Origin of the sequence: Rhizobium sp. HT1-10 (assembly GCF_049472505.1) — a bacterium.
GTDB lineage: Bacteria > Pseudomonadota > Alphaproteobacteria > Rhizobiales > Rhizobiaceae > Rhizobium.
Window position 1 is genome coordinate 213740 of record NZ_JBCEBQ010000004.1, and the last position, 17568, is coordinate 231307.

At 60.7% G+C, this 17568-nt stretch carries 17 protein-coding genes; 11 read left to right on the forward strand and 6 right to left on the reverse strand.

The window, feature by feature from the left end:
- Nucleotides 1-108 precede the first annotated feature (108 nt).
- From VH564_RS12590 to VH564_RS12620, 7 genes are all read left to right on the forward strand, one after another.
- Entirely contained in the window at nucleotides 109-942 is an 834-nt protein-coding gene (locus VH564_RS12590) for a helix-turn-helix domain-containing protein (protein WP_423340181.1), read from the forward strand.
- A gap of 127 nt (nucleotides 943-1069) precedes the next feature.
- Nucleotides 1070-2164 (forward strand): ROK family protein, encoded by a 1095-nt coding sequence (locus VH564_RS12595; protein ID WP_423340182.1) that lies wholly within the window; start codon nucleotides 1070-1072, stop codon nucleotides 2162-2164.
- 84 nt (nucleotides 2165-2248) lie between these two features.
- On the forward strand, nucleotides 2249-3199 hold the full coding sequence (locus VH564_RS12600; RefSeq protein WP_423340183.1) for a cation diffusion facilitator family transporter: 951 nt from the start codon (nucleotides 2249-2251) through the stop codon (nucleotides 3197-3199).
- A 314-nt stretch (nucleotides 3200-3513) separates the two neighbouring features.
- Nucleotides 3514-3771, forward strand: a complete 258-nt coding sequence (gene rpsU, locus VH564_RS12605; RefSeq protein ID WP_423340184.1) for a 30S ribosomal protein S21 — start codon at nucleotides 3514-3516, stop codon at nucleotides 3769-3771.
- Between the two features lie 336 nt (nucleotides 3772-4107).
- Nucleotides 4108-4248, forward strand: coding sequence for a hypothetical protein (locus tag VH564_RS12610; RefSeq protein ID WP_423340185.1), 141 nt, complete (start codon nucleotides 4108-4110; stop codon nucleotides 4246-4248).
- A gap of 253 nt (nucleotides 4249-4501) precedes the next feature.
- Nucleotides 4502-5113 carry an NAD(P)H-dependent oxidoreductase gene (locus VH564_RS12615; protein ID WP_423340186.1) on the forward strand — a complete coding sequence of 204 codons (612 nt, stop codon included), beginning with the start codon at nucleotides 4502-4504 and terminating at the stop codon, nucleotides 5111-5113.
- Entirely contained in the window at nucleotides 5110-7026 is a 1917-nt protein-coding gene (locus tag VH564_RS12620; RefSeq protein ID WP_423340187.1) for a monovalent cation:proton antiporter-2 (CPA2) family protein, read from the forward strand. Before VH564_RS12615 ends, VH564_RS12620 begins: the two co-directional genes overlap by 4 nt.
- Before the next feature lie 6 nt (nucleotides 7027-7032).
- On the opposite strand, the gene VH564_RS12625 is transcribed toward VH564_RS12620, so the two are convergent.
- The 5 genes from VH564_RS12625 to VH564_RS12645 all read right to left on the reverse strand — a co-directional run bounded on the left by VH564_RS12625 (nucleotide 7033) and on the right by VH564_RS12645 (nucleotide 12320).
- Nucleotides 7033-7686 (reverse strand): methionine ABC transporter permease, encoded by a 654-nt coding sequence (locus VH564_RS12625; protein ID WP_423340188.1) that lies wholly within the window; start codon nucleotides 7684-7686, stop codon nucleotides 7033-7035.
- Nucleotides 7667-8746: a methionine ABC transporter ATP-binding protein gene (locus VH564_RS12630; protein WP_423340189.1), complete on the reverse strand. Its 1080-nt coding sequence runs from the start codon at nucleotides 8744-8746 to the stop codon at nucleotides 7667-7669. The genes VH564_RS12625 and VH564_RS12630 overlap by 20 nt, the downstream gene beginning before the upstream one ends.
- 82 nt (nucleotides 8747-8828) lie before the next feature.
- The gene (locus tag VH564_RS12635; protein ID WP_423340190.1) at nucleotides 8829-9677 is read right to left on the reverse strand and encodes a MetQ/NlpA family lipoprotein; all 849 of its coding nucleotides are present in this window, start codon (nucleotides 9675-9677) and stop codon (nucleotides 8829-8831) included.
- A 150-nt stretch (nucleotides 9678-9827) separates the two neighbouring features.
- Nucleotides 9828-11222 (reverse strand): FAD/NAD(P)-binding protein, encoded by a 1395-nt coding sequence (locus VH564_RS12640; protein ID WP_423340191.1) that lies wholly within the window; start codon nucleotides 11220-11222, stop codon nucleotides 9828-9830.
- A gap of 186 nt (nucleotides 11223-11408) precedes the next feature.
- A complete protein-coding gene (locus VH564_RS12645; protein WP_423340192.1) occupies nucleotides 11409-12320 on the reverse strand; it encodes a glycosyltransferase family 92 protein in 912 nt (303 codons plus the stop codon).
- A gap of 303 nt (nucleotides 12321-12623) precedes the next feature.
- Between VH564_RS12645 and VH564_RS12650 the strand changes: the two genes are divergently transcribed.
- From VH564_RS12650 to VH564_RS12665, 4 genes are read left to right on the forward strand one after another with little or no spacing between them, the layout of a single operon-like run.
- A complete protein-coding gene (locus tag VH564_RS12650) occupies nucleotides 12624-13310 on the forward strand; it encodes a glycosyltransferase (RefSeq protein ID WP_423340193.1) in 687 nt (228 codons plus the stop codon).
- Nucleotides 13311-13325: 15 nt separating this feature from the next.
- Nucleotides 13326-14177: a 3-deoxy-manno-octulosonate cytidylyltransferase gene (locus VH564_RS12655; RefSeq protein ID WP_423340194.1), complete on the forward strand. Its 852-nt coding sequence runs from the start codon at nucleotides 13326-13328 to the stop codon at nucleotides 14175-14177.
- A 23-nt stretch (nucleotides 14178-14200) separates the two neighbouring features.
- On the forward strand, nucleotides 14201-14989 hold the full coding sequence (locus tag VH564_RS12660; RefSeq protein WP_423340195.1) for a membrane-anchored protein: 789 nt from the start codon (nucleotides 14201-14203) through the stop codon (nucleotides 14987-14989).
- Nucleotides 14989-15114 carry a hypothetical protein gene (locus VH564_RS12665; RefSeq protein ID WP_423340196.1) on the forward strand — a complete coding sequence of 42 codons (126 nt, stop codon included), beginning with the start codon at nucleotides 14989-14991 and terminating at the stop codon, nucleotides 15112-15114. The genes VH564_RS12660 and VH564_RS12665 overlap by 1 nt, the downstream gene beginning before the upstream one ends.
- A gap of 25 nt (nucleotides 15115-15139) precedes the next feature.
- Here VH564_RS12665 and VH564_RS12670 read toward each other — a convergent pair whose 3' ends face one another.
- On the reverse strand, nucleotides 15140-17500 hold the full coding sequence (locus VH564_RS12670) for a DUF1989 domain-containing protein (protein ID WP_423340197.1): 2361 nt from the start codon (nucleotides 17498-17500) through the stop codon (nucleotides 15140-15142).
- Nucleotides 17501-17568: the final 68 nt, after the last annotated feature.

Here is a 17568-nt window from a genome sequence, read left to right on the forward strand (position 1 = left end):
ACAGTCGATCCTGCCGATAATTTGTGCAATGCGATTATGGTGACCATTCGTTGACACTGCGCACGAAATCTTCATAATGGTGACAATTGTCACAGAATGAGGCTTCTCGTGGATAAACGGGAACTTGCCCTGCTTTTCCAGCAGCGTCTGCGGTCGCTTTTTGACCGTTCCACGGAGAGCCAGTCGGCTTTTGCAGATGCGATCGGCATCGATCGTTCGGCTCTATCGCAGCTGCTTTCAGGAAAGACGGCGCGATTGCCGCGTGTCGAAACCCTTCTGAGCATTGCCGAGCGCCACCAAGTGTCGCTCGACTGGTTGCTGGGTATTTCCCAGGACGAGGGACTTATGGGCGCGCTGCTGCCGAGCCTCGAAATCGAGACCAGCGACGATGAAGGGGCGGGGCTGCTGATTAAATGGCATGCCGAGGCGACGGGATCGAAGATCCGTTATGTCCCCGCGCGTATTCCCGATCTGCTGCGCACATCCGAGGTCATCGCTTATGAAGCGTCCGAGGCCCATCAGAGCGCCGCCAACCAGGTGGCGGGGACCGCCTTCCGGCTGGATTACAATCGCGAACCGGGAACCGACATGGAATCCTGCATGCCCCTGCAGACGCTTGAGGCTTTCGCAACGGGGCAGGGGATCTGGCAGGGCCTTCCGGCATCGACCCGGCGGGCACAGTTGTTGCACATGGCGGGTCTCGTCGATGACCTGTATCCTTCCTTCCGGCTATTCCTGTTCGACGGCCGAGAACGGTTTTCCATTCCCTATACGGTCTTCGGTTCCTTGCGCGCCGCCGTCTTTGCCGGGCGGATGTATCTTGTCCTGCACAACCGCGATTCCGTGCGGATGATGCAGCGGCACTTCGACGATCTGGTGCGCGACACGAAGGTCCATGCCCACGAGGTTTCAGCGTACATCCGTGGTCTGCAAGTTGGGTGATCGGTCAACCGATGCTGGCACGCGAATGGATAGGAACAACCCTCGTCGCATCGCGTTCTTCCCGCTCTGATCAGGCAAGTCGTATCGGTTCAGCAAAAGCCGACACCTGACGCGCAGCGGGAGCCCCATGGACAAAAAGAAGAACGACCCGAACAAGAACAACAGCACATTGATCACCCACGGCGGCACCAATCTGCCATCCGTGACGATCGATGGCTATAATCTCGAATTGAAGGATAAGGACGGCTTCATCGGCGATCGCGCCAGCAAGTCGGCGTTTCAGGACAAGCTCGACGACTGGCGAAAGCGTATCCGCAAGGGTGGAGAGGATCCGCTCGGCGACATAGCCACCAAGGATCTGTCGAAGAAGCAGATCGACGCGGTGTTGACCGGCAAGGACAAGGAAGCGGCTGCCCTGGTGATGGGTGCCGTCGAGGATTTTTCGGGTGAGATTGCGCATGTCCTCGGCAAGTTCCTGAAGGAAGACAGCTGGAAGGGCACAGAGAGGGTCGTCGTCGGCGGCGGCTTGAAGGAAAGCGGCTTTGGCGAACTGGCCATCGCCCGTGCGATGGTGCTGCTGAAGGCCGAGGGCTTCAAGATCGAACTGACGCCGATCGTCCATCATCCCGACGAAGCCGGCCTGATCGGCGCTGCCCACCTGATGCCGGCTTGGATGATCGGCGGTTACGATGCGATCCTCGCCGTTGACATTGGAGGCACCAACATCCGTGCAGGCGTCGTCGAGATGGATCTCAAGAATAAGCCTGATCTGTCAAAGGCCGCCGTCTGGAAATTTGATCTTTGGCGCCACGCCGACGATGCGCCTAGTCGCAGCGCGACGGTGGAACGCCTGGCGGCGATGCTCGATACCCTTATTGCCAAGGCAGAAAAAGCCAAGCTGACACTGGCGCCGGTGATCGGGATCGCCTGCCCCGGCATCATCAATCCCGATGGATCAATCAAGCGCGGCGGCCAAAACCTCCCGGGCGGCAACTGGGAAAGCGACACATTCAACCTCGGCGAGGCTCTCGTTAAGGCCATCCCGAGCATCGGCGCCCACGACACCGTCGTGATTATCCATAATGACGCGGTGGTGCAGGGATTGTCGCAGATCCCGTTCATGCAGGACGTCGACAAATGGGGCGTCATCACCATTGGCACCGGCCTCGGCAATGCGCGCTTCACAAATAAGACGCCGAAGAAAAAATCGGACAAAAACTAGCGTGGACGCTAAAGTCTCGGCAAATCGCCTCACCCAGACTGCGGCGTCTCTTCTTCGGAGACGCCGCTTTATCGAGACACTTCCATGACACACGCGCACGACCATCACGATCACGGGCATGATGGCCACGATCATCATCATGGTGGGCACGGCCACAGTCACGTTCCGGCAAATTTCGGAAAGGCTTTCGCCATCGGCGTCGGGCTAAATGTCGCATTCGTGCTGATCGAGGTGATTTACGGCCTTTCGAGCAATTCCGTTTCGCTGCTGGCCGACGCCGGCCATAATCTATCCGATGCACTGGGACTATGTGTTGCCTGGGCGGCTGTCATTCTTGCCAAGCGCAAGCCGAGTGCGCGCTTCACCTACGGCCTTGGTGGCAGTTCCATCCTGGCGGCCTTGTTCAATGCCGTCTTCCTGCTCGTCGTTGTGGGCGGGCTAAGCTGGGAGGCCATCGGGCGCATGTTCAATCCGCAGCCCGTGGCCGGAGTAACGGTCATGGTCGTTGCTGCCTGCGGCATCGCCATCAACGGCTTCTGCGCCTGGCTTTTCTCGTCTGGTGGCAGCGACCTGAACGTGCGGGGTGCCTTCATGCATATGGCCGCAGACGCGCTCGTCTCGGTGGGTGTGGTCGTTGGTGCGCTGGTCATCCTCATGACCGGATGGCACTGGGTCGACCCGATCATGAGTCTCGCCATCAACCTGGTCATTGTCCTCGGTACCTGGAGCCTCCTGACCGGTTCGATCAACATGACGTTGAACGGGGTGCCCGCCGGGATAGATACCGACAAAGTCCGCGCTTTTCTAAGCGAGCTTCCCGGGGTGGCCTCGGTGCACGACCTGCATATCTGGTCCTTGAGCACCACAGAAACGGCGCTCTCCTGCCATCTCGTCACACCTGCCGGGCATCCCGGCGATGAAATCCTCGCAGAGGCGGCAAAGGGGCTGCAGCAACGGTTCGGGATAGGCCATGCGACCCTGCAACAGGAGATCGCTCGCTGCACACTTGAAAACACCGCTCACTTTCATATCTAGTATATTGAAGATCCGGCATGGACCGCCATGGCCGGTATTGGCCGCGCGATACAAAAATTTGCCTGACCGTCTTTTTTTTATGGCCAAAACGCCATGATGTGATAGGACGCCGTTGGCAAAGCGATCGTGTCAGGGTATGACGCGTCGTCGCCGGCTTTTGTGATCAAGATCGCCGGCCGGTAATTACAATACAGCAGCGGCCTTGCGAAATCGGGAATATGCCCTTTCGCAAGTCGATCTGCTGCCAAATGATGAATAAACACCCGCAGGTCACGCGCCAGCAGCGACCGCGAATGTCAACGAAGGATAGAAGTTTGCAAGTTCTAGTCAGAGACAACAACGTCGACCAGGCCCTCCGCGTTCTCAAGAAGAGAATGCAGCGCGAAGGTCTGTTCCGCGAAATCAAGGCCCGCATGGCTTATGAAAAGCCGTCGGAAAAGCGCGCTCGCGAAAAGGCCGAAGGCATTGCTCGTCATCGCAAGCTGGCCCGCAAGAAGCTGCAGCGCGAAGGCCTGATCCCCGGCCCTAAGAAGGCCGTCTACACGCGCGATGGCGCAGCAAACAAGGCTTGATTGCCTAGCAGCCGGAGCTTGATGTGAAAGGACGGCTTGCGCCCAGGCGCTAGCCTCCGTCGCTCCAGAAACCGGTCGCTGTTATCTTTCTTCCCTTTGTTCATCAGAATTTTAACGCTTGTCGTGCGCGCGGCAAGCGTTTTTCGGCGTTTCCCTTGCTCTAGGCAAAGGAAGATAGTACGGCTTCTCCATGGAGGAGCCACCTCAGATAAGCCGCAATTGCTGCCGACTGTCCGCCATCGGCTTTGGCCAGCTTGGCTATCGCGGCGTCAGAGGTTTTCGACCCGCCAGACTATCCTTCCGATAGGTCACCCATAAAATAAAACGGAGATGACGATGGCTAAAGGTCAAGTGCGCAGCAACCGCGAAACGCGCAAGCCGAAGAAGGACAAGGCCGATGTCAAATCGGCGACCCCGATCGGCTCGCAGGTCAAGCAGGCGGAAAGCAGCCTGAAACTCGGCAAGAAAGACAAGTAGGACATCGACGCCTCCCGCTGCCGCAGCGAGGAGCGCTATCGGGACTTGGTCAAACGAGATGAACATACTTCCACTGCGGGGAGCGCTTGGGCGCCCCGCAGCTCTTTGCGTTTTCGCAAATTAACGAGCTATATCCGGTATCTGCACTGGAAAATTGCAGACCAATGATCCAAAGTCGCGGCGAGAGAAATCGCTGACGAGCGGGTCCCCGCTTGCAGCCGTTCCCGCTAATGCTCCCGCACACCGAGGTTTCATGGCACGCGTACTCGTCCTGTTCGCCCATCCCGGCCAGCGTCATTCGAAAGTCAATGTCGAGATGGCAAAGGTCGCTAGGGGCCTAGAAGGTATCACCTTCGTCGATCTCTATGCCGACTATCCGACTTTCAACATCGATATCGACCTGGAGCAGGCGCGGCTGCTGGAGCATGACGTTCTGGTGCTGCAGTTCCCCATCTACTGGTATTCGACCCCGTCGCTCGTGAAGGAATGGCAGGATCTCGTCCTCGAATACGGCTTTGCCTATGGGCATGACGGGGACCGCCTGAAGGGCAAGCGCCTGCTGATAGCAGCCACAGCCGGGGGTGACGAGCAGGCCTACAATCCTCAGGGCCGAAACCATTTCAGCTTCCGCACCCTTCTGTCACCGCTCGAGCAGACGGCCAATCTCTGCCAGATGGAGTTTGTCCCACCCTTCGTGCTGTTTTCGGCCAGCAAGGCGGCGCTCGATGGGCGCGCTGGTCAGCATCTTGGCGATTACCGCGCGATCCTCGAAGCGCTCAGGGACGACAGGTTCGATTTCGCAGCGACCCGCCATTTTGATGTGCTGCACCACGACACGCTTCCCATTCAAGGTGCCACCCAATGAACGGCTTCGTCTTCCAGGCTTTCGTCTATCTCCTTGCCGCCGTCGTCTCGGTGCTGGTCGCCAAGCGGCTCGGCCTCGGCTCCGTGCTCGGCTATCTCATCGCCGGTGTGTTGATCGGTCCGGTCTTGCACCTGATCGGCAATGAGACGGAGGATCTCCAGCATTTCGCCGAGTTCGGCGTGGTGATGATGCTGTTCCTGGTCGGCCTGGAACTGCAGCCTCGCGCACTTTGGGAGATGCGCGCCAAACTCGTCGGTCTGGGCGGCTTGCAGATCGTCGCGACGGCGGCAATCGTCATGACAATTGCCATGGCGCTCGGGCAGGTCTGGAGTGTCGCGCTCACCATCGGCCTGGTCTTCTCCCTATCCTCGACAGCCATCGTGCTGCAGACTCTCGGTGAAAAGGGCCTGTTGAAATCCGATGGCGGGCAGGCAAGTTTCTCGGTGCTGCTGTTTCAGGATATCGCCGTCATCCCGATGCTTGCCTTCATCCCGCTGCTGGCGCTGCCGGAATTGAGCCAGCATGCCGAGGACGTCGCGGCAGCATCGGGCGGTCACGCAAGCGCCAGCCTTGTCGACGGCCTGCCGGGTTGGCAAGTGGCTATCGTGACGCTCGCCGCCGTCGCCTTCGTCGTCATCGCCGGACACTTTCTCTCCAGGCCCATCTTCCGTATCATCGCCGCTGCCAAGTTGCGCGAGATCTTCACCGCAGCCGCTTTGCTGCTGGTCATCGCCATCGCGCTCCTGATGTCCGTGGTCGGTCTATCGCCGGCGCTCGGCACTTTCCTTGCCGGCGTCGTTCTGGCCAACAGCGAGTTCCGTCATGAGCTCGAAAGCGACATTGAGCCATTCAAGGGCCTGCTGCTCGGCCTGTTCTTCATCACCGTTGGCGCCAGCATAGATTTCGGGCTCCTCTGGGCCCATTTGGCCACGGTCCTGGCGTTGACGGTCACGCTGATGCTCGTCAAGGCGTGGGTGCTCTATGGTCTGGCGCATTCCTTCAAGCTGCAGGGATCCGACAAGTGGCTGTTTGCGCTCGGCCTTGCACAGGCCGGCGAATTCGGCTTCGTGCTCCTGTCCTTCACCGTTCAGAACGCCGTGCTGCCGCCCGATCTCGCCGCCGTGCTGCTGCTGGTCGTCGCGCTGTCGATGATGCTGACACCGGCGCTGTTCATCCTGCTCGACAAGGTCATCCTCCCACGCTTCGACAGGCGCCAGGCGGAGGAGGCGGATGAGATCACCGAGCCGGGGTCGATCATCATCGCGGGCCTCGGGCGTTTCGGGCAGATCATCAACCGGCTGCTGCTCGCCAATGGTCACAAGACAGTGGTGCTCGATTATCAGGCCGACGTGGTCGAGGGGCTGCGCAAGTTCGGCGTACGCTCGTTCTTCGGCGATGCCGGACGTCCGGACCTTCTGCATGCGGCCGGACTGCCGAGCGCCAAGCTGCTGGTGGTAGCGATCGACGATGTCGAGCGGGCGATCACCATCGTCAAGCATGCGCGCCGGGAAAACCCGAAGCTGCACATCATCGCCCGCGCTTTCGACCGCGGCCATGTCTATCGTCTCTACCAGGCCGGGGCCGACGACATCGTCCGCGAGATGTTCGACAGTTCGGTGAGAGCCGGCGGCTATGCCCTGACGGCACTCGGCATGCATCCCTACGAGGTTGAAAAGAGCAAGGCCGTCTTCGTCAAGCAGGACCGCTGGGGTCTACGCCAGCTCGCGCCGCTCTGGCGAGAGGACGTGGAGGTGTTCAACAATGCGGAATATATCGCGAGGTCCAAGGAAATCGGTGCCATCCTAGAGGCGGCGATGCTCGGCGACCGCAGCGCATTGCACGATCGGACGGATCGCGGATGGACCCCGCCCGGCGCACGGGAGCGGCCGGACGAAGAGAAGACCGCCGGCTAGCGGCGATCAGCGGTGGTCTAGCCGTGCGACGAGCCGGTCTCCGGCCCATTGCATGACGCAGACGATGACGATCAGCACAGCGACCACGGCGACCATCACGCTCGTCTCGAACCGCTGGTAGCCGTAGCGGATGGCAAGGTCGCCAAGACCGCCGGCACCGATTGCGCCGGCCATGGCGGAGGCGCCGATCAGGGTGATCAGCGTTACCGTGAAGCCTGCAACCAGGCCCGGCAGCGCTTCCGGCACCAGTACCTCGCGCACGATGGTCCAGCGGTTGCCGCCCATGGCCCGCACTGCGTCGATCAGTCCGTGATCGACGTCACGCAACGACACCTCTGCGATGCGCGCATAATAGGGGATAGCAGCAATGGCGAGCGGCACGATGGCAGCCGTTGTCCCGAGCGCGGTGCCGACGATCAGCCGGGTGAGCGGGATCAGCGCCACCAGCAGGATGATGAACGGCACGGAGCGGAAGCCGTTGATGAGCGCCCCGAGGATGCTGTTGATCCAGCGCTGCTCGGCAATGCCACCCTTTCCGGTGGCGACCATTGCTAGGCCGAGCGGCAGGCCGACGACCAGCGAAATCACCCCTGAGGCCATCGTCATCACCAGCGTCTCCCAGATGGAGCGGCCGAGCAGTTCAAGCATGATCGGTGTCATAGCCAAGCACCTCCACCCGCGCCGAGCGGGCCTTTAGAAACTGTTGCACGTTGCCGGCCAGCGCCGGGTCGCGGGTCGGCACGGCGATGAAGAACCGCGCCACCGGCTGGTTCTGAATATGGTCGATGCCGCCATGCACCAACCGGTAGGAGTTTGGCAGCGCCGTCGACAGGTCGTTGAACACGGCACCCTGTGCTGCCGGCCCCGAGACATCCACGCTGATGATCGCTTCCGTTCCCGATGTTGGCGACAAGCGCTGCAGAATGTGCTCCGGCAACTGCGGGCGAATACCCTCGAGCAGGCTCTGCGTGATCGGCTGCCGAGGATCTGAGAACACCGACCAGACGGGACCCTCCTCGACGATGCGACCGGCGTCGATAACCGCAACGCGGTCGGCAACCGAGCGGACCACCTCCATCTCGTGGGTGACAAGCAAGATGGTCAGGCCGAGCTTGTGATTGATGTCCTTCAGCAGCGTCAGGATCGCCCGGGTTGTTTCCGGATCGAGTGCCGACGTCGCCTCATCGGACAAAAGCAGCGCCGGCTTTGCCGCCAGCGCCCGGGCAATGCCGACCCTCTGTTTCTGGCCGCCTGAGAGGGCAGAGGGATAGGCCTTCGCCTTGTCCGCCAGCCCGACCAGTTCCAGAAGCTCGCCGGCCCGCTTCAGGCGTTCGGTCTTGCCGAGGCCTTCGATCTTCAGCGGCAAAGCCACATTTTCCTCGACAGTCTTGGCCGACAGCAGGTTGAAATGCTGGAAGATCATGCCGATCCGCCGCCGCATCGGCTGCAGATCCTGCTCGGCCAGCCCGGTGATGTCGCGACCTTCGATCTCGATCCGTCCCGTATCGGCGCGCTCCAGCCCGTTCAGGCAGCGGATCAGCGTCGACTTGCCGGCGCCGCTGCGCCCGATGATGCCGAGGATCTCGCCACGATGGACGGTCAGCGAAATGCCGTCGAGCGCTGGTGTCGCGCCGAAGCGGCGGGTGACATCGGTCAGCCGGACCACCTCCTGCGTGCTGGCCGGCGACGGCGCCCCTGGCGCGGTCGAAATGTCGTTCATTGCATTATCCTTCATGCCTTCATGCCAAGGCGGCCCGGAATGACCCGGACCGCCTTGGTCGATAGCGATTGTTCTGCTGATATCAATAGGCGCTGATGCCTGTGCCTTTGTAGACCTTGTCGAAAGCCGCCTTGACGGTGTCGTTCTGATAGGAGGCGACAAGCGTCTTTACCCAGTCCTGGTTCTCGTTGCCTTGCTTGACGGCGATGAAATTGCGGTAGGGATTGTCGTTGACCGGCTCTTGGATGATGCGGTCGGTGGCCGACAGGCCGCTTTTCAACGCCCAGTCGGTGTTGACGACGGCAGCATCCAGATCATCGATCGAGCGACCGACGATGCCGGCGTCCAGCTCCTTGATCTCGATGTTCTTGGGGTTCTCCGAGACATCGGCGACCGTGGCGAGAATGCCGGTGCCATCCTTCAGCTTGATCAGGCCGGCATTCTGCAGCACGCGCAGGGCGCGGCCTTCATTCGAAGGATCGTTGGGAACGCCGACGACAGCGCCGGTCGGGATCTCGGCGACCGACTTGTACTTCTTTGTGTAAAGGCCGATCGGCCAGACACCGGTGTAGCCGACGCTGACGATATGGTAGCCGTTCGTCTTGATCTGGTTGTCGAGGTAAGGCTGATGCTGGAAGGCATTGGCGTCGATCTCACCGCGCTCCAGCGCCTCGTTCGGCTGAGTGTAGTCATTGAAAGCGATGGTTTCGATCTTGAGGCCCTTCTTGGCGGCCTCGGCGGTGACGACGCGCCAGACATCCTCGTCCTCGCCGCTCATGATCCCGACCTTGATGGACTTGTCAGCGGCAAGGCTTGTCGAGGGCAAGGCGGCAAAGCCGATCAGTGACGCTGCAGAGGCGATCATCACGGCAAGGCCGGCGCGGCGAGACACGCTGGAAGTCAGAAAATTGAAGTTGTTGGTCTTGGTCATTGTTTCGTCCCGTCACATCGCGAGGCTTTCCGCCTCTTCACGGCCAGACAATCGCAAAAGGGGCTTCTCAAAGCGAAGCAAGAAAGTCTCTTCTTTTCACCCAAGCAGGAAAAGGCATGTTGCCGGCCTGCGATCCGCATGGCGTTTATTTCAGCGAACTGCCGGCTGGGTGTTCACATCAGGTCCGCTTTCGAACTGACCGGCGATAGCTTTGGCTATATCCCTTGCCTGAACGCGGATATCCGGCACTGCTGTTATCTCCCAAAATTGGCCGGCGGTCAGCGCGCCGATGGCATAGAGGCCACTTTGAGGGTGACCTCGAGAATCCAGTACCTGCGAATGCGGATCGACGGCAATCCCGAGCCCGAGTTCATCGGCTGCAATCATGCCTTCCTCCAGCATCTCACGCAGAAGTGGCGAGTGGGCGATGCCCGCCCGTTCCATTCCCGTGCAATTGACGATCCAGTCGACCTGCAGCCGCTCGGCCTTTAACCGGCCGCGCGGCCGGTAGTCGACGCCAAGGCCTTTGTCCGAGTGGCGGATGGTCTGCAGGAAGCCCGCATGCACGGTTACCGTGCGGTCGCGAACCAATGCATCGAATTCGCTGAACACGGCCGGCGCGATACGGTGCCGGTGGATGTTCCACCAGGCAAGCCCGTGGCGAAGGAAGCGGGCGCGCTGATCCTTGTCGAGCCGCTGCCAGAGGATCTGTGTCTGCGAGCGCAGGCCGTCCATGACATCGCGCCAGTCGGTGCCGCTGCGGACTTGCCGCCGCAGGCTTTGCAGGATGGCGCTCAGCGCCGTCGTGCTGTCTGGCAGGTCGGGTTTAGCGGGCGAATGATGCCCGGCGCGGTGCGAATGCGGCAACAGCCCGCGCCGCGAGAGCAGGTGGATGCGGCCGCGATGCCCATGGGCGCGCAATGAAAGCACCTGGTCAATCATCGTCAGGCCGGAGCCAAGGATGCAGATCTCGTCCGAAGGCGCCACTTTTGATAGCCAGCCCAGCCGCCATGGATTGCGGACGATCCGGGGCTTTGCGGCGGCATCAAGGCTGTCTGGGCCCAGCGGCAGTGCCGCATTGCCGACGCCGAGACAGAGGACGACGTTTCTCGCTGTCATCTCGCTCGCATTGTCGAGGTGGAAAATCACGCCGGATGTCGTGCACTCGACACAGGCCCGAGCTTTGGCCTTGATGAACTCGACGCTTGCTCGATTGGGCCGGTCCCGCAGCAGTGCGGCCAGCCGGTCACGCAGATAGCGGCCATAGTCGCCGCGCGAGGCAAAGTCCTGGCCATTGAGAGGACGCTCTTCCGCTTGCAGCCAGTCGACGAAATCATTCGGTTCGTCTGGAAAGACGCTCATTCGCCCGGCCGGCACGTTGAGGCGGTGCAGATAGAATTCCGTCCGATAGGCAGTGCCACGCCCAAACCCCGGATCGTCACCGACGACGGCCACGCGCGCCGAGGAAGGCAGCAACCGAAGCAGATTGATCGTCACGGCAATAGCCGAAAACCCCGAGCCAACGATAGCGACATCATACGCCATATAGGGCTCCAATTCAGTTCGTTCAGGCGAGACCATCAGCTGCTCGCAGCCCAGCCGATAACACCCGTCGCCAACCAAGTTACTGACAACGCAGGCGAAATCCCTAATGTCCCGAGAGATCGCACGACGTCTTCGGTTCCAAGCTACAGCAATCACCCGCGGTCGCCAACCCGGCAGGTGCTGCCACTATCCAAGCGCGATGCCGCGCCTGGCGATGAAATCGACCATAGCGCGATCTTCGACAGCGCCTGTTTCGATGGCCTCGACGATGCCGAAAACCTTGCGTTCGTACTTCGACCGCTCGGCATCGTAGGACCATCCGCGGGCTACCTTGGCCTCCAGCTCGGCCAGTGACTTGCTGTAGTAGTGGTTAAGCTGGAGAAAGCTGTTGGAGTAGAAGGCCGGCGACTTGCGCCCGGATCGCGTGAACTGCTGGCCGGCGTCGTTGACGGTCCGGTCGCCGTGCGGGCGGGTCTGGAACTGGTGCACGCTGACTTCAACCACCTCGCATGGATCGACGATGCATTTGAAATTCGACACGTTGGCTTCCCGCGTCAACGGATCGGCGCCCCGCATGGTGTAGTTGAGGAGCAGAGGTCCGTCGGGCTTCACCTTGTGTCCCGACGTGCCGAACATGTGCCAAGGCAGCGAGACATTCGGAAATCCGCTGGCTCCCTCGAGCGCCTGCTCGACCGTGTCGCCCTGTTTGGGCAGCAGGAATTCGTCGACGTCGATGAATGCCATGCGGCTATAGTTGCCGCCAAAATTCAAGATCGCGTGGGCAAAGGCGATCGTCTGGCCATTTAGCAACGTGCCGCTTGCTTCATCGGCCATCCGGGTGATCCAGGGAATGATCGTCAGAGCCTCGGCAGGAAGCAGTTCCGACAGCAGCGCCTGTGTCCCGTCGCTCGAGCCGTCGTCATAGATATAGAAGTGACGGATCCCGACAGCGCGGTGGAAGTGCACCCATTCGGCGATATAGGGTGCCTCGTTCTTGACGCAGGCCATGATCGCAATGCCATGCCGGCCTGGGCGTGGCGCTGGTGGTTCGATCGTCAATTTCCGGGTGAGCGGCTTTGCCGAACTGAACCAACCCATATCATCCCCTTCTCGTGCTCTGTAGCGACACCGAATCTTTCGCCCGTGGAGACAGCATATCGGCTTGGCGAGCCCAAGGGGCAAGTCGTGCGTCGATGTGCCGCCTACCACAAAACTGTCATAAAATACTCGACATATCTTGCCCGGCGCCTATCTGGCTTCGCAGCTGCAGCTTGACTTTCCAGAACGGGAGTTACAAGCATCAGACGTGCGTCTGGAGGCGGTATAGACTGCGACGGCATTGTCTTGTCAGGAGCAGCCTCCGGTTCGAATCTAAGCATCACGGACGATAGTGGAGAGATCATGATCGATAATTTAGCGCGTATTTTCGTCGGCTTCGATTCCAAGGAAGTTGTTGCTTATCACGTTCTGGCGCAGAGCATCATCGAGCACTCGTCTATTCCGGTGGCTTTCTCGCCGATCGTGCTCAGCAATCTCGGCGATCTCTTCACCCGCGAACGCAATGCCCTGCAGTCGACCGAGTTCTCCTTCTCGCGTTTCCTCGTGCCGCACCTTTGCAATTATGAGGGTTGGAGCATCTTCATGGATTGCGACATGCTGGCGCGCACCGACATCGCCGAGTTGTGGAAGCTTCGCGATGACCGCTATGCCGCCATGTGCGTGAAGCACGATTACCAGCCGAAGGTGGAGACCAAGTTCCTGGGCCAGACCCAGACGAAGTACGAGAAGAAGAACTGGTCGAGCCTGATCATGTTCAACAATGCCAAGTGCCGGGCGCTGACGAAAGAGTTCGTCAACACGGCGACGGGTCTCGAACTGCATCAGTTCAAGTGGCTCGAGAGCGACGATATGATCGGTGAACTGCCGGTGACCTGGAATTACCTCGTCAACGAATACGAGCACCGCCCGGACGCAAAGATCGTCCACTTCACCGATGGCGGACCCTATTTCGACGACTACCGCGACGACGACTATGCGGAAGAGTGGTTCGCCATGCGCGACCGCGTTCTCTCCGTGCAGCAGAAATAGAAAGTCGTGGACCCCATGTCGGACATCGGGTCGGCTGCCGGGGGTAACCTCCCGGTGGCCGGCGCCGTCGCAGGGATTTCGCACACGGACGAATGGCGGGCATTGTTTGCCCGTTACGCGCAGATCGTGCTGGTGGCCAACAGTGACAGCGTCGACATTGCCGGACTGCGCGCGCAGTATCCGGTAGACACCCTGTTCGTGTTTTTCAACAAGGTCTACAAAGTGCTGGACGCACCCTTCCCAGGGGACGCCTTGCTGATCTCGCGCGGCAGTGCGAAGGGCGCCAATATCGTCTATCGGCGGGAAGTCGGCGACGTCGTCAAGTTCTTCCCAAAGGGTCGTTTCCTCGGAATCATGAATATCCGGCTGAATGCCGAGGAGAAGCTGAACACAGCGGAAGAATTCGAAAACACGCCGACCGGCCATCTTGATCTTGCCGGCTTCTGCAATGAATTCTACCCGGAGGACAAACTGCCGACCAGTGGATTTGCCATTGCCCTCTGGCTCAGCGATCTTAACCTGCCGGGTACCATTGTGCTTGCCGGTTTTTCCGCCCGCCGCAGCCAGCAGTGGAAGGTGGTGTCGGTCCACGATTGGAACTTCGAGCAGGTGTTCCTGCGCCTGTTCGCGCGCATGGGCAAGATCTCGATCCACGGCGGTATCACGCCGAATGCCTATGCGGCTCTTGCCAAGCGCTTCCCTGACATCCCGTCCTCCGAGATATCGCTAGCGATCGGCGATGTCTTGTCGGAGCGCCTGGGCAACGCCAATGCCGAGATCGACAAGCTGATATCCCTCACCAATGTCATCCGCGATATCGACAATTTCTTCCGCCGGCTAAAGCCGCGTTTCCTTAAGCGCCGCTGAAGCGCGTCTCGCAACGGATACCCATGCCCGCTCTCTCCGACCTCAAGAAACGCGTCTATCGCAATATCAAGTACCGCTTGACCCGGCCGCCTCCGCCTACGGTGACGCCGCCCTTTCAGGGTCCGGTGCTGATTGTCGGATCTGCGCCGGTCTCCCATAAGCCCGCCGATTTCGACGCGAGCTTCCGTGTCGTCACCATCAACGGCTCGCAGGCCGTGACCAAGGCCTGGGGCATCGAGGCGCCCGATGTAACCTTCATGCAGTTCAACCAGATCGAGGGGACCAACACCAATGCCGTCGAGGTGCGCCGTGTCCTCAACGGAGAGCGGACCGGCGAGCTGTTCGTGCTGCTGTGGCGCAAGGATGATCGCGAGCGGCTCGAGAATGGCTTGCGCGCCTTCAATTACCGGCCCGACCGCCTGACGATCGTCGATCGCTACGAACGCATGGCCCTTCTCGACAGGGTCGCCGGCCGAAAATCGCTCGAGTTGGATGCCGATTCAAAGTGCTCGAATGGTATCAACGCCGTCCTGTTTGCCCTATACAACGGCGCACCGGCCGTCATCATCACGGGCATCAATCCCAATTCTGGCGGCCATGCCTATAATCAGACAAATCTCTCTCGCCAGCATGTCCGGATGGACCAGGAGGTACTTTTGAGATTGATGCAGAAGGGTTATCCGATTTTCACCACCGACCCATCGGTGTCGGAGGCCATCGGCCTGCCGCTGTGGCAGGGCAGGGACGCGCAGAGAAAAGGCGCAACTTCGGCTGGCGCAAACGGCAATCCCCTGAGCGGAAGGAGCGAATGATGAACCCTGTCAGCGGTATTGTTGCGCTCTGTCGCCGGTTTGAACAGCGTTACGTTCCTTGGCCCCTGCTCCTCGTCATTGCCCTGACCATCGCTGCCGTGTTGTTCGGCGTGTTGGCGCCCTGAACTTGGCTTGTCGCTTTGACGCTCCCTAGGAACGCGGCCGCAGCTTTTGCGGATCGTAGTGAGCGAAGGGCACGATGACGGCAGGCAGCCGTTTCTGCTGTCCGTCGAGCTTGCCGATCTCGACCTGCGTGCCGATGTCGGCATGCAGGACGTCCAGCCGCGCCAGCGCGATTGTTTTCTTCAGCAACGGCGAGCGCGTCGCGCTGGTGACGACACCCACCTGCGCCCGCCCGATATGCACGGTGTCGCCGTGGCCTACGGTCTCGTTGGCATCGATGTCGAGGCCGACCAGGCGGTAGCGGGGATTTTCCTTGCGCTGCAGCAGGGCCGCGCGACCGATGAAATCCTCGGTCTTCGATTTCAGCGGCACAGTGAAGCCGATACCGGCCTCGAAGGGATCGGTCTGGTCGGAGAATTCGTAGTGGGCGAAGATCAGCCCGGCCTCGATGCGCACCATGTCGAGCGCTTCCAGCCCCATCGGCTTGAGGCCGTGCTTCTGTCCCGCTTCCCAGACGGCATCGAAGACGGCAAGCGCGTCCTTCGGGTGGCAGAAAATCTCGTAACCAAGTTCGCCCGTGTAGCCGGTGCGCGAAACCACCACCGGGGGTCCCTCGAAATGGCCGATCCGGCCGACCGCGAAGCGAAACCATTCGAGCTCGCCGATCGCCGGCTGTGTCGGCGCGGTCCAGATGATGTCCTTGATGATATCCCGGCTGCGCGGTCCCTGCACGGCGATATTATGCATCTGGTAGGTGGATGAGCGGACCCAGGCCTTGAAGCCCATCTTTTCCGCCTGCTCACGCAGCCAGATCCCGGAAAAATCATCGCCGCCGATCCAGCGGAAATTGTTTTGCGCCAGCCGGAAGACCGTGCCGTCGTCGATCATGCCGCCGTTCTCGTAGCACATCGCGGTATAGACGACCTGGCCCGGCGAAAGCTTGCGGATGTCGCGGGTCATGCAATATTGCAGCAGCGCCTCGGCATCGGGCCCGGTGATCTCGAATTTCCGCAATGGCGAGAGGTCGATGACCACCGCCCTTTCCCGGCAGGCCCAGTATTCCTCGACCGGCCCGTCATTGTTGAAGCGGTTGGGCAGCCAGTAGCCGCGATATTCGGCGTAGTTGCGTGTCATCGCCGACAGGCGCGGATGGAAGGCGGTTTCCTGGGTCAGTTCCGGTTCGGCATCGGGGGTCATTCTGGTCGCCACGGCTCGAGAGAATTTTTCGACATTGGAATAGGTGCGGACATGGATGTCGGTCGGATCCCAGCCATTGGCGGCGTCTATGTCGTCGGGACAGGACGACGAGACGCAGACGAGGTCGGTCAGTGCCCGCATCAACACGTAGTCGCCCGGTCGCGACCACGGCTCATCCAGATAGAGCTGGTTCTGGTGATCGATATTGGTGTTGTAGAAATAGTTGATCGCCTCCCACCCCTTGCGCGGCGCGATGCCGTAGGGCGATAGGGCTGAATTGAAGTTGTCGGTGCAGTTGGCGTGGCCCGGGTAGCCCATGTCGTCGTAGTAGCGGGAATTGCAGGCGGTGGCGAAGGCATCGTGCCGTCCGACCGTATCCTGGACGATCTCGACCAGCGGCTCGAAATCGCGGTCGAAGCATTTGGACGGCAGGCCGGGTGTCGGATAGCTGCGGCTCAGCAGCGTCCGCGTGACCGTGGCGTCGATCGCCCGGTCCAGCCCCTTATCGACCTTGCGGGCGGCAAAGGCCTGGAAATCGGTGCATTGCCGCCCGGCCACGTCGATGATCTGGATGAACTCTCCCGCCCGGACGAAATAGGCCGATGCCGTCGCCGCCCTGATGCGCAGATCCTGTAGGGGATCGGCCATTGGCTCCGGCAAGGTTTCCTCGTAGCTGCGCAGGATGCGGGCTCGATGGACCCGCACGGCGATTGCGGTGGTGGTGTTCTGCCGTTCGGCATCCATCGCCCCACCGGGCGCTGCAACCACCAGCAACCCGTCCAATTGAATGGTAAGTTCCGCGGACGTGCCGGCCGAAGTGCTTTCCCCGAACAAAGTCAGCGCTTCCGCCTTGGCAGGATCGATGCCCCGCCGCCGCAAAGCCGAGAGCGTCCGAGCAGCCCCGTCACCGCCGCCCGCCAGAATAGCAAGCAATCCAGAGGCTGGGCGCAAGAACGGAACGCCAAGGCCGGCGGGATTGAACCGGCCGGTTCCGTCGATGAAGGTGACTTCGCAGGCTTGGCCGCCCTCGATATCCGTGATGGCGAGGCGGTCCCCGAGGGCGACCCTGATCATCGTCGAGCCACCGCCCTTTACGCGGTAGCGCTCTACCCCTGGCCCCAGTGCGGAAAGCCCCGGCCGGTAGATTGTGCTGGCGCCTGGCGGCTGCAGACCGCTGGTAGAATGGGGCATCTGGTTCTCCGAAACGGCAGCGTCCTGCGGTCCTTATATCACCCAAAATCGGGATGAGATACAAAGAC